The organism is Streptomyces sp. NPDC030820 (assembly GCF_055572075.1).
Genome location: NZ_JBVIEB010000001.1, coordinates 879,809 through 905,153, shown reverse-complemented (window position 1 = coordinate 905,153; position 25,345 = coordinate 879,809). Strand labels below are relative to the sequence as shown.

Annotated in this window: 24 protein-coding genes; 11 read left to right on the top strand and 13 right to left on the bottom strand. The window is 70.9% G+C overall.

Annotation, left to right across the window (positions count from 1 at the left end; all coding sequences use genetic code 11):
- Positions 1–159 precede the first annotated feature (159 nt).
- A complete protein-coding gene (locus tag ACZ418_RS04120; protein WP_468356582.1) occupies positions 160–819 on the top strand; it encodes an NADPH-dependent FMN reductase in 660 nt (219 codons plus the stop codon).
- 21 nt (positions 820–840) lie between these two features.
- Here ACZ418_RS04120 and ACZ418_RS04115 read toward each other — a convergent pair whose 3' ends face one another.
- Entirely contained in the window at positions 841–1,950 is a 1,110-nt protein-coding gene (locus ACZ418_RS04115; protein ID WP_468356579.1) for a PP2C family protein-serine/threonine phosphatase, read from the bottom strand.
- A gap of 158 nt (positions 1,951–2,108) precedes the next feature.
- On the bottom strand, positions 2,109–3,470 hold the full coding sequence (gene glnA / locus ACZ418_RS04110; RefSeq protein ID WP_153534723.1) for a type I glutamate--ammonia ligase: 1,362 nt from the start codon (positions 3,468–3,470) through the stop codon (positions 2,109–2,111).
- A gap of 304 nt (positions 3,471–3,774) precedes the next feature.
- Here glnA and ACZ418_RS04105 point away from each other — a divergent pair, with 304 nt between their 5' ends.
- Positions 3,775–4,959 (top strand): globin domain-containing protein, encoded by a 1,185-nt coding sequence (locus tag ACZ418_RS04105; RefSeq protein ID WP_468356575.1) that lies wholly within the window; start codon positions 3,775–3,777, stop codon positions 4,957–4,959.
- Positions 4,960–5,174: 215 nt separating this feature from the next.
- On the opposite strand, the gene ACZ418_RS04100 is transcribed toward ACZ418_RS04105, so the two are convergent.
- On the bottom strand, positions 5,175–5,627 hold the full coding sequence (locus ACZ418_RS04100; protein ID WP_468356572.1) for an RrF2 family transcriptional regulator: 453 nt from the start codon (positions 5,625–5,627) through the stop codon (positions 5,175–5,177).
- Positions 5,628–5,778: 151 nt separating this feature from the next.
- On the opposite strand from ACZ418_RS04100, the gene ACZ418_RS04095 reads away from it, so the two are divergent.
- The 3 genes from ACZ418_RS04095 to ACZ418_RS04085 all read left to right on the top strand — a co-directional run bounded on the left by ACZ418_RS04095 (position 5,779) and on the right by ACZ418_RS04085 (position 9,285).
- The gene (locus ACZ418_RS04095) at positions 5,779–6,456 is read left to right on the top strand and encodes a DUF3105 domain-containing protein (RefSeq protein ID WP_468356569.1); all 678 of its coding nucleotides are present in this window, start codon (positions 5,779–5,781) and stop codon (positions 6,454–6,456) included.
- On the top strand, positions 6,456–7,091 hold the full coding sequence (locus ACZ418_RS04090; protein WP_468356566.1) for a DUF305 domain-containing protein: 636 nt from the start codon (positions 6,456–6,458) through the stop codon (positions 7,089–7,091). Before ACZ418_RS04095 ends, ACZ418_RS04090 begins: the two co-directional genes overlap by 1 nt.
- 256 nt (positions 7,092–7,347) lie before the next feature.
- The gene (locus ACZ418_RS04085; RefSeq protein ID WP_468356563.1) at positions 7,348–9,285 is read left to right on the top strand and encodes a S53 family peptidase; all 1,938 of its coding nucleotides are present in this window, start codon (positions 7,348–7,350) and stop codon (positions 9,283–9,285) included.
- 74 nt (positions 9,286–9,359) lie between these two features.
- Here the strand turns inward: ACZ418_RS04085 and ACZ418_RS04080 are convergent, their stop codons facing one another.
- Together ACZ418_RS04080 and ACZ418_RS04075 are read right to left on the bottom strand one after the other, a co-directional pair.
- The gene (locus ACZ418_RS04080) at positions 9,360–9,563 is read right to left on the bottom strand and encodes a DUF397 domain-containing protein (RefSeq protein WP_468356560.1); all 204 of its coding nucleotides are present in this window, start codon (positions 9,561–9,563) and stop codon (positions 9,360–9,362) included.
- A complete protein-coding gene (locus ACZ418_RS04075; protein WP_468356557.1) occupies positions 9,535–10,398 on the bottom strand; it encodes a helix-turn-helix domain-containing protein in 864 nt (287 codons plus the stop codon). Before ACZ418_RS04075 ends, ACZ418_RS04080 begins: the two co-directional genes overlap by 29 nt.
- Before the next feature lie 157 nt (positions 10,399–10,555).
- Between ACZ418_RS04075 and ACZ418_RS04070 the strand changes: the two genes are divergently transcribed.
- Both ACZ418_RS04070 and ACZ418_RS04065 read left to right on the top strand, forming a co-directional pair.
- On the top strand, positions 10,556–10,735 hold the full coding sequence (locus tag ACZ418_RS04070; protein ID WP_468356554.1) for a hypothetical protein: 180 nt from the start codon (positions 10,556–10,558) through the stop codon (positions 10,733–10,735).
- Positions 10,732–11,088, top strand: coding sequence for an ATP-binding protein (locus ACZ418_RS04065; RefSeq protein WP_468356551.1), 357 nt, complete (start codon positions 10,732–10,734; stop codon positions 11,086–11,088). Before ACZ418_RS04070 ends, ACZ418_RS04065 begins: the two co-directional genes overlap by 4 nt.
- A 40-nt stretch (positions 11,089–11,128) precedes the next feature.
- On the opposite strand, the gene ACZ418_RS04060 is transcribed toward ACZ418_RS04065, so the two are convergent.
- From ACZ418_RS04060 to ACZ418_RS04045, 4 genes are all read right to left on the bottom strand, one after another.
- Entirely contained in the window at positions 11,129–12,352 is a 1,224-nt protein-coding gene (locus tag ACZ418_RS04060; protein WP_468356548.1) for an MFS transporter, read from the bottom strand.
- 104 nt (positions 12,353–12,456) lie between these two features.
- Positions 12,457–13,506 (bottom strand): endonuclease/exonuclease/phosphatase family protein, encoded by a 1,050-nt coding sequence (locus ACZ418_RS04055; protein ID WP_468356545.1) that lies wholly within the window; start codon positions 13,504–13,506, stop codon positions 12,457–12,459.
- A gap of 188 nt (positions 13,507–13,694) precedes the next feature.
- Complete coding sequence (locus ACZ418_RS04050; protein ID WP_468356542.1) at positions 13,695–14,324, bottom strand: TetR/AcrR family transcriptional regulator; 630 nt, start codon at positions 14,322–14,324, stop codon at positions 13,695–13,697.
- Between the two features lie 94 nt (positions 14,325–14,418).
- Complete coding sequence (locus ACZ418_RS04045; protein ID WP_468356539.1) at positions 14,419–16,005, bottom strand: MFS transporter; 1,587 nt, start codon at positions 16,003–16,005, stop codon at positions 14,419–14,421.
- Positions 16,006–16,202: 197 nt separating this feature from the next.
- Here ACZ418_RS04045 and panB point away from each other — a divergent pair, with 197 nt between their 5' ends.
- The 3 genes from panB to ACZ418_RS04030 all read left to right on the top strand — a co-directional run bounded on the left by panB (position 16,203) and on the right by ACZ418_RS04030 (position 19,723).
- On the top strand, positions 16,203–17,069 hold the full coding sequence (gene panB / locus ACZ418_RS04040; protein WP_468356536.1) for a 3-methyl-2-oxobutanoate hydroxymethyltransferase: 867 nt from the start codon (positions 16,203–16,205) through the stop codon (positions 17,067–17,069).
- An 813-nt stretch (positions 17,070–17,882) separates the two neighbouring features.
- Positions 17,883–18,908: an ATP-binding cassette domain-containing protein gene (locus tag ACZ418_RS04035; protein WP_468356533.1), complete on the top strand. Its 1,026-nt coding sequence runs from the start codon at positions 17,883–17,885 to the stop codon at positions 18,906–18,908.
- Entirely contained in the window at positions 18,905–19,723 is an 819-nt protein-coding gene (locus ACZ418_RS04030) for an ABC transporter permease (RefSeq protein ID WP_468356530.1), read from the top strand. Before ACZ418_RS04035 ends, ACZ418_RS04030 begins: the two co-directional genes overlap by 4 nt.
- Positions 19,724–19,741: 18 nt before the next feature.
- On the opposite strand, the gene ACZ418_RS04025 is transcribed toward ACZ418_RS04030, so the two are convergent.
- Complete coding sequence (locus ACZ418_RS04025; protein ID WP_468356887.1) at positions 19,742–23,005, bottom strand: BTAD domain-containing putative transcriptional regulator; 3,264 nt, start codon at positions 23,003–23,005, stop codon at positions 19,742–19,744.
- 14 nt (positions 23,006–23,019) lie between these two features.
- Positions 23,020–23,496: a DUF6578 domain-containing protein gene (locus tag ACZ418_RS04020; protein ID WP_468356527.1), complete on the bottom strand. Its 477-nt coding sequence runs from the start codon at positions 23,494–23,496 to the stop codon at positions 23,020–23,022.
- A 107-nt stretch (positions 23,497–23,603) separates the two neighbouring features.
- On the opposite strand from ACZ418_RS04020, the gene ACZ418_RS04015 reads away from it, so the two are divergent.
- The gene (locus tag ACZ418_RS04015; protein ID WP_468356524.1) at positions 23,604–24,374 is read left to right on the top strand and encodes a site-2 protease family protein; all 771 of its coding nucleotides are present in this window, start codon (positions 23,604–23,606) and stop codon (positions 24,372–24,374) included.
- Here the strand turns inward: ACZ418_RS04015 and ACZ418_RS04010 are convergent.
- Both ACZ418_RS04010 and npdG read right to left on the bottom strand, forming a co-directional pair.
- Complete coding sequence (locus ACZ418_RS04010; protein WP_468356521.1) at positions 24,371–24,613, bottom strand: hypothetical protein; 243 nt, start codon at positions 24,611–24,613, stop codon at positions 24,371–24,373. The genes ACZ418_RS04015 and ACZ418_RS04010 overlap by 4 nt on opposite strands.
- A gap of 4 nt (positions 24,614–24,617) precedes the next feature.
- On the bottom strand, positions 24,618–25,331 hold the full coding sequence (npdG, locus tag ACZ418_RS04005; RefSeq protein ID WP_468356518.1) for an NADPH-dependent F420 reductase: 714 nt from the start codon (positions 25,329–25,331) through the stop codon (positions 24,618–24,620).
- Between the last annotated feature and the right edge of the window lie 14 nt (positions 25,332–25,345).

The window sequence follows — 25,345 nt, the reverse complement described above, 5'->3', positions numbered from 1 at the left end:
TGTCGATGGTCCCCGGAGGCCCCGGTGGCCCCGGCGGTTGCCGAGCCATCGGTCCGGCCGGCTCCGGGCTGTCGGTCGCGCGTCGGCCCTCGCGGAACCACACTGGTCATCGGGGCCGCCTCGCCTGGAAGGGCGTGCCCACGACAAGAGGACGGACCCATGCCCACGGACATGTCTCCCGGCCCGCTGAGATTCCTGGTCTTCGGTGCGGCGCTGCGGGCCGATTCGGCCAACGCCCGCCTCGCCTCACTCGTGGCCCGGCTCATCTCCGACACCGGTGCCACCGTCGACCTGGCCGCCATGCGCGACTTCGACATGCCCTTGTACGACGGCGACATGGAGGCCGACGAGGGGCTGCCGCGCGGCGCCCTCGACCTGCGCGACCGACTCGACCGGAGCGACGCCTTCGTCATCTCCTCGCCGGAGTACAACGCCTCCGTGCCGGGAGTACTGAAGAACGCGATCGACTGGGTCTCCCGTATCCGGCCGCAGCCGTTCAAGACCAAGCATGCGCTGCTCGTCTCCGCCTCGCCGTCCCTGGTCGGCGGCAACCGCGGGCTGTGGGCCCTGAGGATCCCCCTGGAACACCTGGGCACCCGCGTCTACCCGGACATGTTCAGTGTGGCCAACAGCTACCAGGCCTTCACCGAGGACGGAACGCTGGCCGACCCCGGGCTGCAGCAACGTCTCACCGATACCGTGGCGGGTTTCCTCAGCCTCGTCGAGGCGGACGTGCGCTACGTCTGTCTGGAACGCCGGTGGTACGAGTTCCTGGGAGACCGTACCGAGGCGGCCGTCACCCAGCGGGCCGAGGCGTGATGCGAACGTAGCGGGCCGGGTTCACAGGCGCACGATGACCAGGGCGGTGTCGTCGGTGGCGCCACCGGGTGGGAGCAGGTCGTCGAGCACGGCGTCGGCGAGGGCTTCGGGCTCTTCCGCCCGGTGGCGGGCCAGGGAGTCGGCGAGCCGGGCGAGGCCGGTGTCGATGTCCTCGTGGCGGCGTTCGATCAGGCCGTCGGTGTAGAGCACGAGAACGGCGCCCTCGCGGAAGGCCGTGACAGCCTGGACCCGGGGGGCGTGTTGAGGGCGGGCGGCCAGTGGCGGGTCGGTGGCCTGGTCCAGGAACTGGACGGTCCCGTCCCTCTGCAGGAGCCCGGGCGGGGGGTGGCCGGCGCTGCTGTAGGTGATGGTGCGGGTCTCCCAGTCGACGAATGCCGTGGCCACGGTCGTGTTCTCGGCGCCCTCGATGGTGCGGGCGTACAGCCCGAGGACTTCCAGGGCACGGGCGGGACCTGCGGCGACGAGGGAGGCGGCGGTGAGGGCGCTGCGCAGTTGTCCCATGACGCCGGCCGCGGGCAGGCCGTGGCCGACGACGTCGCCGACGGCGACGGCGATGCGGTCGCCGGGCAGATCGGCCAGGTCGTACCAGTCGCCGGCCACGTTCAGCGCTTCGACGGCGGGCCGGTAGCGGACGGCCGCCGGATGCCGGCCGACCGGCCGGGGAGCGGGCAGCATGGCTTCCTGCAAGGTCAGCGCGACTTCCCGGGCATGGATGAGCTCGGTGACGTCCTCCACCCGGTGCAGCAGCAGCGTCACCTGCCCGTCAGGTCCGAGCACGGGAATGTTGGTCAGGTTGAAATACCGCTCGTGCGCCACGCCGGGCTGGTCGGGGTCCTCCATGTCGATGCGCTGGAGCGCCACGATGCTGCGCTCACCGGTTGCCACCGTCCGGCGCAGTGACGCCAGGATTCTGAGCAGGAGAGGCTCGGCGGGGTCCTTGTCGGGGCGGTCCTCGGGCAGGAAGCGACCGACCAGTTGCTCGCGGGGGAGGCCCCTGAGGGTCAAGAACTCCGGGTTGGCGTCCACGAAGACCAGCTGCGGGGTCAGCAGCGCCACCGCTCCGGGAGTGGCCTGGAACACCGCCGCGTAGTCGACCGCCGGTACGTTCATGACTTTCCTGCCTTGCCACCGCGGCTGCGTCTCTTTTCACGATACGAGCGGGGAGTCACAGCCGGCCCCATGAGCCCTCGGCAGACGCGACGGGGCCGACGGTCCGCGACCGTCGGCCCCAAGGGATCGTTTCGCCGGAAACCCGCCCTGACCTGCGCCTACAGCACCGGCAGGTTCTTGCGCAGCTCGAACGCGGTGACCTCGGACCGGTACTCCTCCCACTCCTGGCGCTTGTTGCGCAGGAAGAAGTCGAAGACGTGTTCGCCGAGGGTCTCGGCGACCAGGTCGCTGCGTTCCATGAGGGTCAGGGACTCGCCGAGGTTCTGCGGGAGCGGCTCGATGCCCATCGCGCGGCGCTCGGCGTCGGAGAGGGCCCAGACGTCGTCCTCGGCGCCCGGCGGGAGCTCGTAGCCCTCCTCGATGCCCTTCAGGCCGGCCGCCAGGAGGACGGCGTAGGCCAGGTAGGGGTTCGCGCCCGAGTCGAGAGAACGGACCTCCACCCTCGCCGATCCGGTCTTGCCGGGCTTGTACATCGGGACGCGGACCAGGGCGCTGCGGTTGTTGTGGCCCCAGCAGATGTACGACGGGGCCTCGCCGCCGGCGCCGGCCGTGCGCTCGGAGCCGCCCCAGATGCGCTTGTAGGAGTTCACCCACTGGTTGGTGACCGCGGAGATCTCCGCCGCGTGCCGCAGCAGGCCCGCGATGAAGGAGCGGCCGACCTTGGAGAGCTGGTACTCGGCGCCGGACTCGTAGAACGCGTTGCGGTCGCCCTCGAAGAGGGACAGGTGGGTGTGCATGCCGGAGCCCGGGTGCTCGGAGAAGGGCTTCGGCATGAACGTCGCCTGCACCCCCTGCTCCAGCGCCACCTGCTTCATGACCAGGCGGAACGTCATGATGTTGTCCGCCGTGGAGAGCGCGTCGGCGTAGCGCAGGTCGATCTCCTGCTGGCCCGGCGCGCCCTCGTGGTGGGAGAACTCCACCGAGATGCCCATCGACTCCAGCATGGTGATCGCCTGGCGGCGGAAGTCCATGCCGACGTTGGTGGGCGTGTGGTCGAAGTAGCCCGAGTTGTCGGCCGGGGTGGGGCGGGAGCCGTCCAGCGGGCGGTCCTTCAGCAGGAAGAACTCGATCTCGGGGTGGGTGTAGAAGGTGAAGCCCAGGTCGGAGGTGCGGGCGAGGGCACGCTTCAGCACATAGCGGGGGTCCGCGAAGGACGGGGAGCCGTCCGGCATGAGGATGTCGCAGAACATCCGGGCGGTGCCGGGGGTCTCCGCGCGCCACGGCAGGACCTGGAAGGTGGAGGGGTCCGGCTTGGCGATCATGTCGGACTCGTAGACGCGGGCGAAGCCCTCGATGGCCGAGCCGTCGAAGCCGATGCCCTCGTCGAAGGCCTGCTCCAGCTCGGCGGGGGCCACGGCGACGGACTTGAGGAAGCCCAGCACGTCCGTGAACCACAGGCGTACGAACCGGATGTCGCGCTCCTCCAACGTACGGAGCACGAACTCCTGCTGCTTGTCCATCTTCCGCTACCCCATCCTTGCTGGTCAGGCCGCCTGTCCCCCGTCCCGCGGGAGGCGGTCGGGCACCTGAGCATCCCACCACAACACCATTTCATGCGCGTTGCGGACCTTGATCGCGGATACGTCCTCGGCCTGAACGCCTCTCGTACGGCAGATGTACTGCCGTGTCGCCCATCTTGCCTGCTCGGACCGATATCCGTAATGGGCGATCGGGTTCCGACGTGAGCGACGCCACGTCCGTTTAATTTGCATCTCAGATGCAACTTTTCCTACGGTCAGATCAGTTGAGAGGTAAGGAGTCCCGATGCTGACCGAACAGTCCGCAGTCACCGTCCGCGCCACGCTTCCCGCCGTCGGCGCGGCCATCGGCGAGATCACCGAGCGTTTCTACACCCGCCTCTTCGCCGCCCACCCCGAACTGCTGCGGGACCTGTTCAACCGCGGCAACCAGGCCTCCGGCGCCCAGAAGCAGGCCCTCGCCGGATCCATCGCCGCCTTCGCCACGCACCTGGTGAACAACCCGGACCAGCGGCCGGACGCGATGCTCAGCCGCATCGCCCACAAGCACGCCTCCCTGGGCGTGGCCCCCGAGCACTACCCGATCGTGCACGAGCACCTCTTCGCCGCCATCGCCGAGGTCCTCGGCGAGGCTGTCACGCCCGAGGTCGCCGCCGCCTGGACCGAGGTCTACTGGCTGATGGCCAACGCGCTCATCGCCATCGAGAAGCGGCTGTACGAGGAGAGCGGCAGCACCGAGCGCCGGCCCTGGGAGGTCGTGGAGCGCATCGAGGAGACGGCGGACGTCGTCACCTTCCGGCTGCGCCCGGCCGACGGCGGCCCGGTGCGCGACTTCCGCGCCGGCCAGTACGTCTCCGTCCAGGTCGAGCTGCCCGACGGCGCCCGGCAGATACGGCAGTACAGCCTCTCCGGCGCGTCCGGCGAGACGCTCCGCCAGTTCAGCGTGAAGCGGGTGACCGGCGACGACGCCCCTGACGGCGAGGTCTCGAACCACCTCCACGCGCGCGTGCGCGTCGGTGACGTCCTGGACCTGTCCGAGCCGTACGGCGACCTCGTCCTGGACGCCGGCGCCGAGGCCCCCGTGCTGCTCGCCTCCGCCGGTATCGGTGTGACCCCGATGATCGCGATGCTGGCCGACCTCGCGGCCGGCGGCCACGGCGGCCCGGTCACCGTCGTCCACGGCGACCGCTCCCCCGCCGACCACGCCCTGCGCACCGACCACGAGACGTACGCCGGGAAGCTCGCAGACGCGTCCGTGCACTTCTTCTACGAGCGGGACGCCGAGCCGGACACCCGCACCGGCCTGGTCGACCTCGCCGACATCGCCGTACCGGCCGGCACGCGCGCGTACCTGTGCGGCCCGCTGCCGTTCATGCGCGCGGTGCGGGCCCAGCTGATCGAGAAGGGCGTGGCCCCGGCCGACATCCACTACGAGGTGTTCGGCCCGGACCTGTGGCTGGCCCAGGGCTGAGCAGCGGCAGTCCCAGCGGAGCGCCCGCGGCCCTGCGAACCCGGATCACCGGGCGCGGGCGCGGGCGCCGAGGTGACCTGGCAGGCCGGCGAGGAGTTCCGCATCTTCGAAGCCGACCCGGGCCCTCATGACGTACCCCCGGCATCGTGATCAAGTCGGGGACCGGCCTTCATCAGGTCCGCCCCGCGATCAACGACGCCTTTCGGGCACCGGCGTCAACCTCCCCGCGGCCCCCGCGAGATGCCCAGCAGCAGCGGACCCGTCGGCTCGGTGACGAGTTCGTCGATCGTGACCGGGTCCAGCGCGGCGTAGAACGCCTCCTGGGCCCGGCGCAGGGCGCCGCGCAGGCGGCAGGCGGAGTTCAGGGGGCAGGGGGCCGTACCCGCCGTACCCTCGCAGTCGACCACGTCGCCCTCGCCTTCGAAGGTGCGCACCACCGCGCCGACCGAGGACGCACGGCCCTTGGCGGTGAGGGTGAGGCCGCCGCCCCGGCCGCGCCGGGCGTCGACGAGGCCCAGGTGCTGGAGTTCGGCGACGACCTTCGCGGCATGCGTGTAGGGCACGTCCATGTCCGCCGCGACCTGGCGGGTGGTGGGCGTGGCGTCGGCGACCACGGCCAGGCGCATCAGGACGCGCAGGGCCAGGTCGGTGGAGCGCAGAAGCCGCATATCACGAGCTTAGGTAATGCGCATCCACGGTTCAAATTATTGCTCGGTCCCCTCTTTGCCGTGCCCTGCTTACGGAAGTCGCCCCCTTCCCCACTACGATCAGCGGGCCCCACCCTTCCCGTTGCCGGCCCTTTCCCCAGAAGGACACCTCATGGGTTCCGCCAAGAACAGCAGCGCGGCGCGCAAGGCGCGCATAGAGGAGATGCGTCGTGCCGAGCGTGCGCGCGAGCGCCGCAACCGCGTGCTGACCATCGCCGCGAGCGTGGTGGTCGTCGCCGGCCTCGTGGTCGGCGGTGTCGTCCTCGTGAACTCCCAGTCCGACAACAAGAAGGACAGCGCGAGCGACTCCAAGGGCGCCGGGAGTTCCGGGGACTCCGGGCAATGGACCACCGACAAGGACGGCGTGAAGGTCTGGTCCGGCAAGCTGGCCCGGACGCACGTGCAGACCAAGGTGTCGTACCCGATGCACCCCCCGGTCGGCGGCAACCACAACCCGGTCTGGGCGACCTGCGACGGCACCGTCTACACCAAGCCGCTGCAGGACGAGAACGCCGTGCACTCGCTGGAGCACGGCGCGGTCTGGGTGACGTACACCAGCAAGGCGAGCAAGGCCGACGTCGACGCGCTGGCGGCCAAGGTGAAGAAGACGCCGTACTCGCTGATGAGCCCGTACGAGAACCAGGCGGCGCCGCTGATCCTGTCGGCCTGGGGCCACCAGGTGACCGTCAAGAGCGCCACCGACCCCGAGGTGGACAAGTTCTTCGCCACCTACGTCCAGGGCAAGCAGACCCCCGAGCCGGGCGCCGCCTGCACCAGCGGGGCGATGTAGTGAAGCGCCGGCACGTCGGCTGGCTCGCCGGGGCCGCGGCGGCGGTGCTCGTCGCGGCCGGTGCGATCACGTACGCGGTCGCCGAGGACACGAGCGGCGGCTCGGCCGTGCGGACGCCGACGGCCGAATCGGCGGACGCCGGTTTCGCCCGGGACATGGCGGTCCACCACCAGCAGGCCGTCGAGATGTCGTACATCGTCCGGGACCGCACGAAGAACGAGGAAGTGCGGCGGCTCGCCTACGACATCGCGCAGACGCAGGCCAACCAGCGCGGCATGCTGCTCGGCTGGCTGGACCTGTGGGAGCTGCCGAAGGTGTCGGCGAAGCCGCCCATGGCCTGGATGGGCATGGGAGACATGCCCGAGCGCGGGGACGGCTCGCTGATGCCGGGCATGGCGACGAACACGGAGCTGAGGAAGCTCCGGTCGCTGAACGGCAAGCAGGCCGAGATCCTCTACCTCCAGTTGATGACGGACCATCACAAGGGCGGGATCCACATGGCCGAGGGCTGTGTCGCCAAGTGCACCGTCGGCGTGGAGAAGCGGCTCGCCCAGGGCATGGTCGACGCGCAGCAGTCCGAGCTCCAGGTGATGGCCCAGATGCTCAAGGAGCGGGGCGCGAAACCGCGTTCGTGAACGGAGCGGAACCGCGATCGTGAACAGTGGGCAAGCCCTTTCGTAATGCGCTCGTAAGGATAAAAGCCTCAAATCGCCCTACCTGACGGTTACTTGAGCTTCTCTTGACCTTTTCGTTCCCCTGGCATGAACGGTTCATCGAAAGAGTGACCCCCATCGTGTGATCCATACGGCCGGCCGAACCGCCGCGGGCCGGCACGCGGACGCATGACGTACCGACCACTACATGCATGCGAACCGCATCGCAGGGGGTTCTATGAGATCCAACCGCGCCAAGCTGCGCGCCGTGAGCATGGCAGCGACACTGCCCATGGTCGCCGGCGCGCTGGCGCTGGGCATACCCGCGGCACACGCTGCGGACAGCCCCGCCCGTGAGGCACTGAAGGGCACCAAGCCGCTGTGGGCCACGGCCACGGCGGACAAGGGCGCGACCTCGAACAGCGCCCAGGTGAACGCCCGGGTCTACCTGGCCGGCAAGAACGCGGCGGGCCTCGCCGCCTACGCCAAGGCCGTGTCCGACCCCAGCTCGCCGCTCTACGGCAAGTACCTGAGCGCCAAGAGGGCGCAGGCCCAGTTCGGGGCCACCAAGGCCCAGGTGGCCGCCGTCAAGTCCTGGCTGACCGCGGCCGGCCTGAAGGTCACCGAGGTCACCCAGCACTACGTCGCCGTCTCCGGTGACGTGGCCGCCGCCGAGAAGGCCTTCGGCACCCAGCTGCACAACTACGCCAAGGGCTCGGCGACCTACCGCGCCCCGGCGCAGACGGCCACCGTGCCGGAGGGCCTGAAGGGCGCCGTCCTGACCGTCACCGGCCTGGACAACGCCCCGCACAAGGCCAACCACGACGACCAGCTCCCGCCGCCGGACGCCGTGTTCAAGAACTCCGGGCCGTTCTCGTCGTACTTCGGCTCGAACATCGCGACGACCCTCCCGGACGCGTACGGCGGCAAGATCCCGTACGCGATCAAGGGCTACACCGGCAAGCAGCTGCGCGCCGCCTACGGCGCGGGCGACTACACCGGCAAGGGCGTCCGCGTCGCGATCACGGACGCCTACGCGTCCCCGACGATCGCCTACGACGCGGGCAAGTACGCGGTCAAGCACGGTGACGCGGCCTGGACGACCGGCCAGCTGCACCAGGTGCTGCCGAAGAACTACACCAAGACCAAGGAGTGCGGCGCGGCCGGCTGGTACGGCGAGGAGACCCTCGACGTGGAGGCCGTGCACGCGGTGGCTCCGAACGCCGACGTCACGTACGTCGGCGCGGCCTCCTGCTACGACGACGACCTGCTGGACTCGCTCAGCAAGGTCGTGGACAACCACCTGGCCGACATCGTCTCCAACTCCTGGGGCGACATCGAGGCCAACCAGACCCCGGACCTCGCGGCCGCCTACGACCAGGTCTTCCAGCTGGGCGCGGTGCAGGGCATCGGCTTCTACTTCTCCTCCGGTGACAACGGCGACGAGGTCGCCCACACCGGCACGAAGCAGGTCGACACCCCCGCCAACTCCGCCTGGGTGACTGCGGTCGGCGGTACGTCCCTGGCCGTGGGCAAGGGCGACACGTACGAGTGGGAGACCGGCTGGGGCACCGAGAAGGCGACCCTGTCGGCCGACGGCAAGAGCTGGACCAACTTCCCCGGCGCCTTCACCTCGGGCGCGGGCGGCGGCACCAGCAAGACGGTCGCCGAGCCGTACTACCAGAAGGGCGTCGTCCCGGACGCGCTGGCGCAGGCGAACAACGCCGCCGGCAACCGCGTCGTCCCGGACATCGCGGCCATCGCCGACCCGAACACCGGCTTCCTGGTCGGCCAGACCCAGACCTTCCCGGACGGATCGCAGCAGTACAGCGAGTACCGCATCGGCGGCACCTCGCTCGCCGCTCCGGTCATCGCGGCGGTCCAGGCCCTGGCCCAGGAGGCGCGCGGCGGCAAGGCGATCGGCTTCGCCAACCCGACGATCTACGCCAAGTATGGCAAGGGCGTCTTCCACGACGTCACGGACAACCCGACCGGCTCCGGCCTGGCGGTCGCCCGCGTGGACTTCGCCAACGGCTTCGACGCAGCGGGCGGCCTGCTGTACTCGGCCCGCAGCCTCGGCAAGGACAGCTCCCTGTCGGCGGTCAAGGGCTACGACGACGTGACGGGTGTCGGCTCGCCGGCTAACGGTTACGTGCAGTCGTACAAGAGGCACTGACACAGCACTGACGCGCTGACGCTCCGCTGAGCGACAGGGGGCCCGGGGTCGCGAAGACCCCGGGCCCCTTTGTGTTACGCGGACTTGAGTGCGGTGATGAAGGGGGTCCAGGCGGTGGGGGGGAGGAGGAGGGTGGGGCCGCTGGGGAACTTCGAGTCGCGGACGGGGACGAGGGCGGGGATGTTGTCGGCTACTTCGACACAGTTGCCGCCGTCACCGTTGCTGTAGCTGCTCTTGAACCAGAGCGCTTCACTCAAGTCGATCCGGTTGCTTGCCATTTCGGTAATCCTCTGCCGCTGCCTTGATCATGGCGAGGGACGTGTCTGGTGACAGCGCGACGGCCCTGAGCCGATCGTATGCCTTGCGGTACTGCTTCACGAGCGCCGGATCGTCGATGGTGTCCCCGCTGTACGACGCCTCGGTGTAGATCAGCGGTGGAGCATCCGGGAAGTCCATGATCATAATGGAAGCCACCATCAGGGGATACGCACCACACTTCCGCGGAACGATCTGCGGAGTGATCCGGCGCCGGTCCGCCAACTGCGCGATGCTTTCAAGCTGCACGGACATGTCCTGGGCCGACAGCAGCGGTTCGGTGACCAGCGACTCGTGCAGGATCACCCAGTACTCCGGGGTGGCGTGGTCGTCCTCGAAGAGGCGTGCGCGGGCAAGACGGGCCGTCACCTTCTCCTCGACCCACTCGTCGGAGGCCGCCGGGTGAGCCGACCGGACCATGGCCCGCGCATACGGCGCCGTCTGGAGCAGCCCGGGGAACGTGATGGGGCACCACTCCTCAATGGACTCCGCGTACTTCTCCGCCTCCAGCACTTTCTCGAAGTACTCGGCATGTGGCCCTCGCCGCGCCTTCCGCACATCCTCGCAATGCCGCTCGAAGAAGCCGTCGGTCTTCAGGACCCGGTCCGCATGCCGGGCCAGATCGAGCGGCATTCTCCGTTCCCCTCGCTCGATGTCGCTGAGGTACGTCTTGCCGTAGAAGCTGCCTTCGAGGAACGCCTCAAGCGACAGCCCCGCCGACTCCCTCTTCCAGCGCAACTCCGCGCCGTAGAAGGTCGGGACGCTCATCGAGCCGTCGATGTCCTTGCGCCGTGCCATCGCTCACCTTTCGCTGCCCCGGTCGCGAACGCGAAACCACTTTTACGGTAGCCAGCAGGGGGACAGCCTGTGAGGAGTTCGTCACACACCGCACAGAAGGGTGCAGGAGTCCATGCCCGACCACCGCTCCCCCACCGCCTAGGACGTCACCCTCTGCGTGGAGGAACTCCGCTCGGCCCTAGCCCTGCACGGCATCACTCTCCCGTCCCTCCGCGTGGATCTGCCGAGTTTCGCGGGCACGTACGCCCGGCCCGCCGGACTCGTCACGCTCGGGAACTGCAACACGGCCACAGCACGGTCGCTGGCGGCCGCGCTCAGGAAGACGGCGGGCCGGTGAGGACGGTGCTCGAACTCCGCCTGCTCGCCACACCGAAGGCCGCGCCGGAGCTGCGTCACCAGCTCCGTGAGCACAGCTACGACGTCCGGCTGTGCGCAACGGAGTTACTGACGAACGTCATCGACCACCTCGGCGAGGGCACACCGGTGACCGTACGCGTCATCGGTACGCCGGCGGATCACGGCCGTACCCGCATCGAGGTGACCGACCCCGCGCCGGGTGCCCTGCCTGTCCTGCTGTCCGCCACGGAAGCGGAGGAGTCCGGGCGGGGCTTGGCACTGCTCGAGGCGCTCGCCGAGCGGTGGGGCGTGGAGCAGTGGGCGGACAGGAAGACGGTCTGGTGCGAGCTATGAAGTTGCCGACCGAGTCGGGCGGGCGGGTGGGCAAACGGGGTCAGTGGTGCAACACCCCCGACTCCTCCGGCAAGTGGGCGGCAACCACCCTCTCCCGCCCCACCGACGGAGTCCCCCGGCGGCGGTCCACCGCATACGCCACGCTCGCCACGCCCAGCCCCAGCACCGCCAGCATCGCGCCGGCCAGCGCCGGGGACGTCGTACCGAAGCCCGCCGCCAGTGCCAGGCCGCCGATCCAGGCGCCGCCGGCGTTGGCCAGGTTGAAGGCGGCCTGGTTGGCGGAGGAGGCCAGGGACGGGGCCGCGGCGGCCTTCTCCATCACCATCAGCTGGAGCGGCGAACCCGTGATGAACGCCGCCATGCCCAGCAGGGTCACCGCCAGCACCGCGCTCCACTCCGCCCGCATCAGCACCGGGAACAGCAGCAGTACGAGCCCCAGTGACGCCAGGCCGCCGAACAGTGTGCCCCGCAGCGAGTGGTCCGCCAGGCGGCCGCCCAGCAGGTTGCCCGCCGTGGCGCCCACGCCGAACAGGGCCAGGAGCAGCGTCACGCTACCCTCCGCGAACCCGGCCGACTCCGTCAGCATCGGGGTCACGTAGCTGTACGCCGCGAAGAGCGCGCCGAAACCCGCCACCGTCGTACCCAGCGCCAGCCAGACCGGCACGGACCTCAGCGCGGCCAGCTCGCCGCGCAGGCCCGTCGACGAGGCGGCCTGCCCCCGGTCGTGCGGGATCAGCAGCGCGAGCGACGCGATCGCCGCCAGGCCGATCGCGCTCACGCCCAGGAAGGTGGCCCGCCAACCCAGGTGCTGGCCCATCAGCGTGGCCACCGGCACGCCCGCGATGTTGGCGACGGTCAGGCCGAGGAACATCAGGGAAACCGAGCGGGCCTTGCGCTCCGGCGGGACCATGGTCGTGGCAACGACCGCTCCTACGCCGAAGAAGGCACCGTGCGGCAGGCCGCTGAGGAAGCGGGCGGCCAGCAGCGAGTCGTTGCCGGGTGCGAACGCCGAGAGCGCGTTGCCCGCGACGAACAGCGCCATCAGGGCGATCAGCACCGTACGGCGGGACATGCGGGCCGTGAGCGCGGCCAGCAGCGGGGCGCCGATCACCACGCCCAGCGCGTACGCCGAGACCAGGTGCCCGGCGGCGGGGATAGAGATGTGCAGGTCGTCCGCGACGTCGGGCAGCAGGCCCATCATCACGAACTCGGTCGTACCTATACCGAAAGCGCCGACGGCCAGAGCGAGCAGGGCCAGGGGCATGAAGGGCCTGTGCCTTTCAACGTGAGAGTCAACGAGAGCGGAGTTCCGTTACAGCATATGTTCAGCTGCGGAACAAAGTCTCTCAGGCCCAGTATTCCAGCGGGTTACGACGACGTGTCGAGCTTCACACGCGCAGCCACCGGCAGATGGTCGCTGCCGGTGCGCGGCAGGGTCCAGGAGCTCTCCGGTTCGGCGCCCCTGACCATGATCTGGTCGATCCGCGCCATCGGGAACGACGCCGGCCAGCTGAACCCGAAGCCGCTGCCCGCCGCGCCCTGCGTGGAGCGCATCTGGGAGGTGACGGCGTTGAGCGAGCGGTCGTTCATCGTGCCGTTCAGGTCGCCGAGCAGCACCACCCGCTTCAGCGGTTCGTCGGCGATGGCCTCGCCGAGCGCGTCGGCACTCTTGTCGCGCTCCCGGGCGGTGAACCCGGCCTTCACCTTCACCCGTACCGAGGGCATGTGGGCGACGTACACCGCGACGGGGCCGTGCGGGGTGGCGACGGTGGCCCGCATCGCGCGCTTCCAGCCGAGCTTGATGTCCACCGCCCGCACATCGCTCATCGGGTACTTGCTCCACAGGCCGACCGTGCCCTCGACCCCGTGGTACTTGTACGTCGGCGCGAGCGCCTTCTCGTAGGTGGACACGGCCGTCGCCGGGACCTCCTCCAGGGCCAGGACGTCGGCGCCGGAGGCGGCCACCTCACGGGCGGTCCCGGCGGGGTCGGGGTTCTCGGCGTTGACGTTGTGGGTCGCCACCATCAGGTCGCCGCCCGAGCCCGTCTTGTCGGTGAGCAGCCCGCCGAACAGGTTCAGCCACACGATCGCCGGGAGGAGCACGGCGATCAGCGCGGTCGCCGACCTCCGCAGCAGTCCGAGGAGCAGCAGCACCGGGACGGCGAGGCCCAGCCACGGCAGAAACGTCTCGGTGAGGCTGCCGAGGTTGCCCACCCGGTTCGGGATGCGCGAGTGCAGCAGCATCACCAGGGCGAGGAGGAGGGCGAGGGCCGCGAGGACGATGCCCCGGCGCCAGATGCGCGGGTCGCCGCGCCAGCCGGCGAGCAGGCGGTGCAGCAGGCGCCGAAGCCGGGATCCGGGTCGCTCGGGCCCCGAGCCGCCGTTGTCCGTCTCCGTCATGTACGCCTGCTGCGCCATACCGTCTGCCTCACTGCCTGCCGTGCACACCGTCGTTCCCCCCGTGTTCTTCCGACCCTAGGGGATGATCGGCTCCGTTCCCGCCGTCCCATGACGGCCGTACGGAAGACGAGGACGAAGGAAGCGGGACAGGGAGTTCCGTTATCCCCGGAACACTTGGGGTCTGTGACGAAACGCGCACATGAGCGCTACGAGGCTGTGGAGCTGACGGGTCGTAGGCCTGCCAGGACGGAGTCGACGATCTGCTCGGCCAGGCCCTCGGGCAGTGCGCCGTCGCGGCGCAGGACGGAGCGGACGAGCATGGGGCCGACGAACATGTCGTTGGCCAGCTCCAGGTCGACGTCCGCGCGCAGTTCGCCGTTGCGCTGTCCGCGGCGCAGCACGTCGAGACCGAGGGCGCGCCGGGGCTCGACGACCGCGGCGTGGTACGCCGACCAGATCCTGGGGCTGGACTTCATCTGGGCGTAGACGTTGTGCAGGATCGCGGAGGAGCGGCTGACCAGGCCGCGTTGGCGCAGCGACTCCAGAAGGGCGACCATGTCGTCGCGCATGGAGGTGCCGGGGAGTACCGGGTCGGGAGGTTCGGCGGCGCGTACGACGTCGACGAACAGTTCCTCCTTGCCGCTCCAGCGGCGGTAGATGGTGGCCTTGCCGACCCCGGCCGTGCGCGCGACGCGCTCTATGGAGAGTTCGGCGAGCGGTACGCCGTCCTCCAGGAGCTTCATCACGCCTTCCAGAATGGCCCGTTCCACGGCCTCGCTGCGGGGGCGTCCCCGCGCGGGCCCGTCCGGTCGCGGCCGGCTCTCGGCAAGGCTCACGTCGTCCGTCCTCTCACTGTGCTGCGGGAATTGTCCACCAGCAGCCTTCTTCCCCCGTGGAACCTCGGTCGGAACCGTGGCCGGTCGGTCCGTGTCAGTCCGCGGCCGCGACCAACTCCGCCTCCTGCTCGTCCGCTTGAGCGGCCGGCGGCTTGCCGGGCAGGAACAGGGCCGTCACCACGGCGCCGATCAGCGCGACACCCACTCCGCACAGGGCGGTGACGTGCATGGCGTGCAGGAACGCGTCGTCGGCGGGGGTGACCAGGGCCTTGCCCCGCGGGCCGAGCCTGCCGGCGATGCCGAGGGTGGCCTCGATGGACTCGCCCGCCCTGTCGCGCAGGGCGGGCGGCAGCATGCCGAGCTTGCCCTCGATGCCGTTGCGGTAGGAGGTGGCGAGCACCGAGCCGAGTACGGCGATGCCGAGGGCGCCGCCGACCTGACGGAAGGTGTTGCTGAGCGCGGAGGCGGAGCCGGCCTTCTCGCGGGGCAGCGCCTGCATGATGACGACCGAGGTCGGCGTCATGATGTGCGCCATGCCGGTGCCCATGAGGAAGAAGACGACCTCGAGGATCCAGATCGGGGTGTCGGCCTCGAACGTGGCGAACGCGGCCAGTGTGGCGGCGATCAGCACCAGGCCGGCAGTGGTGGTGGCCTTGTTGCCGAACCGGTCGACCAGCAGCCGGGCGCGCGGCGCGAAGATCAGCTGGGCGCAGGCGAGCGGCAGCATCAGCACACCGGCCTCCAGCGGCGAGTAGCCGCGCACGCTCTGGGTGTAGAAGACACCGAAGAACGTGACGCCCATCAGCGCGAAGAAGACCAGCGCGATGGCGCTCATGGCGGCCGAGAAGACCTTGTTCTTGAAGTAGGTGACGTCGAGCGACGGGTGGTCGCTGCGCTTCTCGAAGACGACGAAGCCGGTCAGGACGACCAGACCGGCGACGATGGTCGCCAGCACCTTGGGGTCGGTGAAGTCGGCGAGTTCGCCGCCCTTGATGATGCCGTAGACCAGCAGGACCAGGCCGACGACGGACAGGACGACGCCGACGGGGTCGAGGCGGCCGGGCTTGGGATCGCGGGAGTCGGGCACCAGCCAGGTCATCAGGATCAGCGCGACGATCACGATCGGCACGTTGATGAAGAAGACCGAGCCCCACCAGAAGTGGTCGAGGAGCGCGCCGCCGGTGATCGGCCCGATGGCGATGGCGAGGCCGACGCCGCCGGCCCAGATGCCGATGGCCTTGGGCTGCTCCTCGCGCTCGAAGACGTTCATCAGGACGGCGAGGGTGGCGGGCATGACGAAGGCGGCACCGAGGGCCATCAGGGCACGGAAGGCGATCAGCTGGCCCGGCGAGCCGGACTCGGCGGCCAGGGCGGAGCCGATGCCGAACACGGCGATTCCGCCGAGCAGCACCTTCTTGCGGCCGAGGCGGTCACCGATGAGGCCCGCGGTGAACAGCAGGCCGGCGAAGACGAGGGTGTAGGCGTTGATCGCCCACTCGATCTGCCCCTGGGAGGCGCCGAGGCCGGTGGGCGCGGGGCTGGAGATGGTCTTGATGGCGACGTTCAGGATCGAGTTGTCGAGCACCACGATCAGCAGGCTCAGCATGAGCACGCCGAGGATCGCCCAGCGGCGCCGGTGCACCGCTTCCGGTATCCGGGAGGCAGGGACGGGACTTGTCATGGGTTCGAGCCTACGACCATTCCGATACGGAACGGTCTCGTATCTTAGTTCTTTACCAAGGCCTTACAGAGCTTGGTCTCGGCCACGGTTGTGGATCACAGGCGGTTCCCCTGGCCCTGGCTGGCACGAGGTGCCACCATGGAAGCGATCCGGGGACGCCGTCAGGGCGCCTCGAGATGACTGAAGGAGCCGTTGCCATGACGCAGCTTTCGGCTGCCCAGAACAAGCCTTCCGACGGCAGCAAGGCGCTGTACGGGGGGAAGGGCACCCGCCGCATCACCGTTCGCGACATCGCCCTCGCCAAGGAGCGGGGCGAGAAGTGGCCCATGCTCACCGCCTACGACGCGATGACCGCGTCCGTCTTCGACGAGGCCGGGATCCCGGTGATCCTGGTCGGCGACTCGGCGGGCAACTGCCACCTCGGGTACGAGACGACCGTGCCCGTCACCCTCGACGAGATGACCATGCTGTCGGCGGCCGTGGTACGCGGCACGCAGCGCGCCCTGATCGTCGGCGACCTCCCCTTCGGCTCCTACCAGGAGGGCCCGGTGCAGGCGCTGCGCTCGGCGACCCGGCTGGTGAAGGAGGCCGGGGTCGGCGCGGTCAAGCTGGAGGGCGGCGAGCGGTCGCACGAACAGATCCGGCTGCTGGTCGAGTCCGGCATCCCGGTCATGGCGCACATCGGCCTGACCCCGCAGTCCGTCAACGCGATGGGCTACCGCGTGCAGGGGCGCGGCGAGGAGGCGGCGCAGCAGCTGCTGCGGGACGCGAAGGCGGTTCAGGACGCCGGCGCGTTCGCCGTCGTCCTGGAGCTGGTTCCGGCGGAGCTGGCGGCCGAGGTGACGCGGGTGCTGCACATCCCGACCGTCGGGATCGGCGCCGGGCCCGAGACGGACGCGCAGGTCCTGGTCTGGACGGACATGCTGGGGCTGACCTCCGGCCGGGTGCCGAAGTTCGTCAAGAAGTACGCCGACCTGCGTGAGGTCATGGGGAACGCGGTGAAGTCGTTCGCCGAGGAGGTCGTCTCCGGGGCGTTCCCGCTGGAGGAGCACTCCGTCCACTGAGCCATCGCGGCAACACCCGGGCAGCCCGCCGATCTTCCCCCGTCGGCGGGCTGTCCCCGTTGTGCGCCCGAACCGGCGCCGCTCCCCCCGTTCGGCCGGTCGGGGTGGTCGACGGCCAGGCGCAGTCCGACCCGTCCGGAGACGGCCCGTGGATCGCCGACGCGACCCCCGGAGCGTCCAAGCGGGAGAGCGAACGCCGCCCCTTCGGGGACTGAGCCGCCGCCCTCCCGCCTGCCGACCGGGCGCCTGGGGCCGGTCAGTTCCTGCTCCGGGTGGTCGGTCCAGAGCTGGAACAGGCCGCGCTGCACGAGTTCGCGGTCGAGGGCGTCGGTGTTGGTCCACAGCCGGTCGAAGAGTTCCTCGACGCGGATGCGGGACTGCCGGCAGAAGGCGTCGGCGCGGCGCCCATGCCGCGGCCGGGCATCGGCGCCGGCTCGTCGGCGACCTGTGCCGGGAGGCGGTGGACGTCGTCGGCGTGCGTGCGATCGAGGGTGGCCGGACCGGACCGATGACCGCGCCCCGGTGGTCGGCGTCCGGCCAGTCGTCCCGGGGGCACCACCGGCCGCCGTCCCGGTGATTTCGGCCGGGAAGATCCGGATGCCGCCGACCGGATGTCGCCGGGAACGCCCGCGACGGCCGCTGTCGTGTCGAGGACCCGGTGTCGGCCCGCCTGGCGGACGGCGTCACGGACAAGGGATGACGAGGGGTGCCGACGGCCGGCCGACGGACGTGCCGACGGGCTGTCGGTGCGCCGCAGGCGGCTGTCGGCGGCCTGTCGGTGGTTTGTCGGTGGCCCCTGGCACCGTCTTGCCCATGAAGCGAATCCATGAGAACCCCGTCGGCGCGAGCCACGCAGTGACGGTACGGGGACTGGTCAAGCACTACGGCGAGACCAAGGCGCTGGACGGTGTCGACCTGGACGTGCGCGAGGGCACCGTGATGGGCGTGCTCGGTCCGAACGGCGCCGGCAAGACCACCCTCGTGCGGATCCTGTCCACCCTGATCACCCCGGACGCCGGCCAGGCCACCGTGGCCGGCTACGACGTCGTACGGCAGCCCCGCCAGTTGCGCCGGGTCATCGGGCTCACCGGCCAGTACGCCTCCGTCGACGAGAAGCTCCCCGGCTGGGAGAACCTTTACATGATCGGCCGGCTGCTGGACCTGTCCCGCAAGGACGCCCGGGCCCGCGCCGACGAGCTGCTGGAGCGGTTCTCCCTCACGGAGGCGGCCAGGCGGCCGGCGAGCACCTACTCCGGCGGTATGCGGCGGCGACTCGATCTCGCCGCCTCGATGATCGGGCGCCCGGCCGTCCTCTACCTCGACGAGCCGACCACCGGACTCGACCCCCGGACCCGCAACGAGGTGTGGGACGAGGTGAAGGCGATGGTCGGCGACGGCGTCACCGTGCTGCTGACCACCCAGTACATGGAGGAGGCCGAGCAGCTCGCCTCCGAGCTGACCGTGGTCGACCGCGGCAAGGTCATCGCCACGGGCGGGATCGAGGAGCTGAAGGCCCGCGTCGGCGGCCGCACCCTCCGCGTCCGGCCCGTCGACCCGCTGCAGCTGCGCCCGCTCGCCGCGATGCTGGACGAGCTCGGCATCACCGGGCTCGCGGCTACCACCGTGGACACCGAGTCCGGGACCCTGCTGGTGCCGATCCTCAGCGACGAGCAGCTGACCGCCGTGGTCGGCGCCGTCACCGCGCGCGGCATCACGATCTCCTCCATCACCACCGAACTGCCCAGCCTGGACGAGGTGTTCCTGTCCCTCACCGGCCACCGCGCCAGTGCCCCCCAGGACACCACGCCCGCCGAATCCCGCGAGGAGGTCGCCGTATGAGCGCCGCCACCATCACCACCCCCGCCGCCACCGATGTGCGTATCCCGCTGCGCGGGCATCTGCGGCACACCGGCGCGCTCATCCGGCGCAATCTGCTGTGGATCCGCCAGGACCCGGAGTCGATGTTCGACGCGCTGCTGATGCCGGTCGTCTTCACCCTGCTGTTCGTGTACGTCTTCGGCGGGTCCATCGGGCAGGCGCTCGGCGGCGGCCAGGGCCAGTACGTGCAGTACGTCATCCCGGGCATGATCGCCATGATGAGCATGACCCTGTCCCAGGGCGTGGGCACCGGGTTCAGCCAGGACTTCAACAGCGGCGTCATGGACCGCTTCCGGTCGCTGCCGATCGGGCGCGGATCCGTGCTGTTCGCGAAGATCGCCGTCGAGCTGGCCCGGATGCTGTTCGCCACGTCCGTGCTGATGATCGTCGCCGTACTGGTCGGCTTCCACATCCACCACTGGGCCGGCCTGTTCGCGGCCGTCGGGCTGTCCGCGCTGTTCGCCTCCTCGATCATGTGGGTGTTCCTCACCCTCGGCGTGATCCTGAAGAACGCGCAGTCCGTGCAGGCGATGGGCTTCCTGGTGCTGTTCCCGCTCCAGTTCGGCTCGTCGATCTTCGCGCCGACCAAGTCGATGCCGGGCTGGCTGCAGCACTTCACCGACTACAACCCGCTGTCCACGCTCGCGGACGCGGCCCGCGGTCTGATGATCGGCGGCCCGGTGGCGCACGACCTGTGGGTGACCGTGGCCTGGTCGGTGGCGATCACGGCGGTCATGGGACCGGTCGCGATCCACAAGTTCCGCACCAAGACCTGAGCCGGCGCACGCCGTGCGTCAGACCAGGGCGGTGGCCTCCGCGAGGGAGAGGCCACCGCCCTCGGCGTACGCGGCCCGGTAGGCGGGTTCGTCCAGGACCTGACGGATCCGGGCCTCGGTCAGGTCGCGGCACCGCAGCTCGACGCCGGAGAGGATGTGGCCGGCCGGCAGCAGGGCGTGGGCGGCGCCCAGGCAGCGGGCGGCGTCGGCGGCGCGGCTGCCGCCGTCCAGGGCCGCGAGGGCCATCGCCGCGGCGGTGAGGCACACCGAGTGCAGGTGCGGGGCGATGGTCTGGGTCAGCGGGTCGCGGGCGAGGCGCATGGCCCCCCGGGACCGGTCCAGAGCGGCCTCGGCATGGCCGTCGAGAGCGTCCAGCCAGGCCTCCTGGCAGAGGATCATGGAGTCGAAGACGACGAAGTGCGCGATCTTGAACTCCTCGCGCAGCAGCCGCAGTTGCTCCCGGGCCTCGGCGGTACGGCCCGTCAGTCCGAGCCAGCAGGCGAGGAACAGCCGGGCGGCGGGCATCGCCTCGTTGTGGGAGCCCTCCTGGCTCGCGACGACGTCCCGGAGCAGTTGCTCGCCGTGCTCGAGGTCACCCGTCTCCATGAGTACGCTGCCGAGGCGGGCGTGGAGAATGGCCACCTGGCCGCGGGCGCCCAGGCGTTCGGCGTGTCCGATGGCCGCCCGGTAGTCGGCGGCGGCCTCACGGTAGGCGCCCTGGCGTTCGTGGGCCTCGCCGCGGGCGGACAACGCCTCGGCGACGCCCCAGACGTCCCCGAGACGGCGGAAGATCTCCAGCGATTCCTCGGCGTCGCGGGTGGCGTTGCCGGCCCATTCGGCGCGGTTGGCGAGGAGGTTGGCGCGCAGCTGCAGGGTGTTGGCCAGGTCCCACTCGAACCCGGGGGTGTCGCGGCAGGTCTGGACGCAGGCGTCGATGACGGCCCACATCTGCTCGGCGCCGCCGGTCAGCATGACGGCGAAGAACCAGAGCAGGCCGGGCACCCGGCAGGTCTGCGGCAGGCCGGGCTCGTAGGCCTCCGCGATGGCGCGCAGCTTGGCCTGTGCCTCGGGCGTCTGCCACGACTCCATGTCGTGGTCCATGCAGGCGAGGTGGGCGAGGTGGACACCGCGCCGGGCCTCGGCGAGGACCTCGCCGGTGTACGGGGGCGGGGCGTCGGTGCAGCGCTGCCACAGCGGCAGGGCCGGCCGTACGGGTGCGGCGAAGGGCTCGGGACCGAGCGCCATGACCTCCTCGCACCAGGCACGGGTCTCGATGCGCTGGTCCCGCATCTGCCAGAAGACCACCAGGGACAGCACCAGGCACAGCCCCTCCTGCTCGTCCCCCGCGGCGACGGCGTGCCGCAGCGCGGTGCGCAGGTTCTCGTACTCCAGCTGGAACCGGCCGATGGCGGTGCGCTGTTCGGGGCCGCGCAGCAACGGGTCGGTGGTGCGGGCCAGTTCGCGGTAGTACGTCAGATGGGCGCGCTCGGCCTCGCTGCGGCGCCCGGCCTCGTCGAGCCGTTCGCCGGCGTACTCGGCGACGGTCTCCAGGAGCCGGTAGCGCATCCCGCCGTCGGCCGAAGGGGCGGCCACCACCAGGGACTTGTCGACCAGGGAGCCGAGCGCGTCCAGCGCGACGGGCCCGCACACGGCCTCGGCGGCGGCCAGGTCGCAGCCGCCCGCGAAGACCGACAGCCGGGCGAGGACGTCCCGCTCGTCCGCGTCCAGCAGCTCCCAGGACCAGTCCACGACGGCCCGAAGGGTCTGCTGGCGGGGCAGAACGGTGCGGCTGCCGGAGGTGAGCAGCCGGAAACGGTCGTCGAGGCGGTCCGCTATCTGGCGTGGGCTCAGCATCCGCAGCCGGGCCGCCGCCAGCTCGATCGCGAGCGGGAGTCCGTCGAGCCGACGGCAGATCTCCGCACAGGCCTCCGGGTCGTCCTCCACGCGGAACCCGGGCCGGGCCGCCGCGCCCCGGTCGGCGAGCAGCCGCAGCGCGACCGGCTCGGGCAGCGGCTCGACCGGCCGTACCAGCTCCCCCGGTACGCCAAGGGGTTCGCGGCTGGTGGCGAGGACGGTCAGCTCGGGGCAGCGGGCCAGCAGCCGCTCGGTGAGGTGGGCGGCGGCCTCGATCACATGCTCGCAGTTGTCGAGGACGATCAGCATCCGGCGCCGGGCGCAGTGCTCCACGATCCGTTCGAGGGGGTCGTCGTGCCGGTCGGTGACCGCGCGGATGCTCTCGGCGCCGGCGCCGTGCAGCACGGTGTCACGGGCGCCGATCGCGGTGAGCACGGCCTGCGGTACGGCCTCGGGGTCGTCCACGGGAGCGAGTTCGGCCAGCCACACCCCGTCCCGGACGGTGTGCCGTACCGCCTCGGCGGCCTCCTGGGACAGCCGGGTCTTCCCGGCGCCGCCCGGACCGAGCAGGGTGACCAGGCGGGCGGCGGCCAGATCGGCGCCGATGGCCTCGATGTCGGTCTCCCGGCCGACGAAGGAGGTGAGCCGGGCGGGCAGATTGCCCACGGCCGCCGGCCCGGGCCGCGGCGCCGGGGGTTCCCCGGCGGCCAGCAGCTCGGCGTGCAGGGCGCGCAGTTCGGGCCCGGGATCGGAGCCGAGCCGGTCCCCGAGCAGCCGTCGTACGTCCTCGTAGGCGGCGAGCGCCTGGGCCGAGCGGCCGGCGTCGCGCAGGGCGCGCAGCCGCAGCGCCTGGAGCGGCTCGTCCAGCGGATGGTCGTCGCACAGGGCGGTCAGCTCGGGCAGGGACTGCTCGGCGTGGCCGAGGGCGAGGGCGGCGGTGTGCCGGGCGCGCAGCGCGTCCAGCCGACGGGTCTCCCAGCGGGCCGCCTCGGCGTGGTGATCGGGCAGGTCGGCGAGCGCGGGGCCGCGCCACAGGGCGAGCGCGTCGTCCAGGGCGGCGGCGGCCTTGGCCGGGTCGCCGTCGGCGAGGGCGCGCAGGCCGTCGCCGGTCAGCCGCTCGAAGCGGGTGAGGTCGACGTCGTCGGGCGCGGCGGTGAGCCGGTAGCCGCCCTCGGCGGAGGCGACGGCGTCCGCGCCGAGGGTACGGCGCAGCCGGCCGACCAGCGCCTGGAGCGCTCCGGCGGCGTCGGCCGGCGGGTCGGCGCCCCAGACCTCGTCGACGAGCACGCCCACGGGCACGGTCCGCCCGGCCCGGAGCGCGAGCACGCCCAGCAGGGCACGCAGCCGCGCCCCGCCGACCGGGACGGCCGTGCCGTCGGGGCGGAGTACCTGGGTGGTGCCGAGCAGCGAAAAGCGCACGGGGTCCATTGTCGCCGGAGCGGTCACCGATGGTCACCGGGTTGCGGCGGCGTGCCGTCCGGGACCTCCAGGGTGACGAGGACGCCGCAGGTGCGGCGGACCCGCCCCATGCCGTCCGCGGTGCCGCGGTCCACTTCCCCGAACCACTTCGGGCAGTTGTCGACGGGCTCCAGCGTGACGGTCCCCGGTACTGGTTCGAGGCAGCGCCCCATGCCCCGGACGACGACGGCGCCCTCCGGCGCCACGGCTTCGAGCTCGGGGTCGGGCAGGTGGTAGCTGTACTCCTCGTGGACCAGGTCGACGGCGTGGACCCGGCCGGTGGTCGGACGGTCCGGGCCGCCGTGGTTCTCCACCCACGCCTCGGCGCCGTAGCCGTGGCCCTGCCGGACGCCTTCGGCGTCGTAGGCGACCAGCTTCCACGCCACCTCGTCACCCACCGCGAACGGCGTGCCGCAGCAGCCCATCTGCCAGTCCTCGTAGAACACCCTCATCCGTGGCATCCCCCCAGGGTCCAGGAACCGGACGGCGGGCGCGAGACGTTTCCCCCGCGAGGGCGCGGCCGGTACGGTCGCACTCCGCACCGTCGCCAGCGCACAGGAGACCGCCGATGACCACCGCCACCACCCGCCGCGGCGAGCGCCGGGTCAGTCCCGTGTTCGTCGGGATCCTGGCCGTGACGGCGGTGACGGGCTGGGCCACCTGGACGGGGTATGCGGCACAGCCGGGCATCGCGGTGTTCCTGTTCGTGACCGCGGCCTGGATCGTCTCCCTGTGCCTGCACGAGTACGCGCACGCGCGCACGGCCCTGCACAGCGGCGACCTCACGGTCGGCACGAAGGGCTACCTCACCCTGAACCCGCTGAAGTACACGCACGCGCTGCTGAGCATCGTCCTTCCGGTCCTCTTCGTGATCATGGGCGGGATCGGTCTGCCCGGCGGCGCGGTGTTCATCGAGCGCGGCCGGATCCGGGGCCGCTGGCGGCACAGCCTGATCTCGGCGGCGGGTCCGCTGACGAACGTGCTGTTCGCGGCGGTGTGCACGGCACCCTTCTGGCTGGACGCCCTGGACGGCATACCGAGCGACTTCCGGTTCGCGCTCGCCTTCCTGGCTCTGCTGCAGGTGACGGCGGCGATCCTGAACTTCCTGCCGGTGCCGGGCCTGGACGGCTACGGCGTGATCGAGCCGTGGCTGTCGTACAAGGTGAAGCGCCAGGTGGAGCCGTTCGCGCCATTCGGCCTGCTGTTCGCGTTCGCGCTGCTGTGGGTGCCGTCGATCAACAGCGCGTTCTTCCACATGATCGACGCGATCCTGCGTGGACTGGGAGTCAGCGAACGGGACACCTCGTACGGCTGGAGCCTCTACCGCTTCTGGGCCTAGGCCGAGCGGCCGCGCCTGATGTAGTACCAGGTCATGTTGGACGTCAGGCCCGCCAGCAGCACCCAGACGATCCCCAGCCAGCTGCCCTGGACGAAGGAGACGACGGCGGCGGCCACGGCGAGCACGCAGACGACCAGGGTGTAGAGGGCGAGTCGCCGGGTCCGGGTGGGCGGGGGCAGAAGGGGCATGGGGGTCGGCTCCTTGCGGGGGACACTGCTACGGCGAACAGTGTCCCCCATCCGCTCAGACGTCGGTGACGCGGAGCCCGGCGTGTGCCTTGTAGCGGCGGTTGACGGAGATCAGGTTCGCGACCAGCGACTCGACCTGGTGGGCGTTGCGCAGCCGCCCGGCGAAGACGCCGCGCATGCCGGGGATGCGCCCGGCGAGGGCCTGCACGATCTCGACGTCGGCCCGCTCCTCGCCCAGCACCATCACATCGGTGTCGATCTGCTCGATCTCCGGGTCCTGGAGCAGGACGGCGGACAGGTGGTGGAAGGCGGCGGCGACCCGGGAGTCCGGCAGCAGGGCGGCGGCCTGCTCGGCGGCGCTGCCCTCCTCGGGCCGGATCGCGTAGGCGCCCTTCTTGTCGAAGCCGAGCGGGTTGACGCAGTCCACGACGAGCTTGCCGGCCAGTTCGTCGCGCAGTGCCTTCAGCGTGTCGCCGTGGCCGTCCCACGGTACGGCGACGATCACGATGTCGCTGCGGCGCGCGGCCTCGGCGTTGTCGGCGCCCTCGACGCCGTGGCCGCACTCCTGGGCGGCGGCCCGGGCGCGGTCGGCGGACCGGGAGCCGATGATCACCTTCTGGCCGGCCCGGGCGAGCCGGTAGGCGAGGCCCTTGCCCTGCGGTCCGGTGCCGCCGAGCACGCCGACGACGTATCCAGAGACGTCGGGCAGGTCCCAGGGGTCCTTGGCGGGGGCCTTGGCAGGGGTCTGTGCACTGTCGGTAGAGGTCATGGGGCGAGCCTACG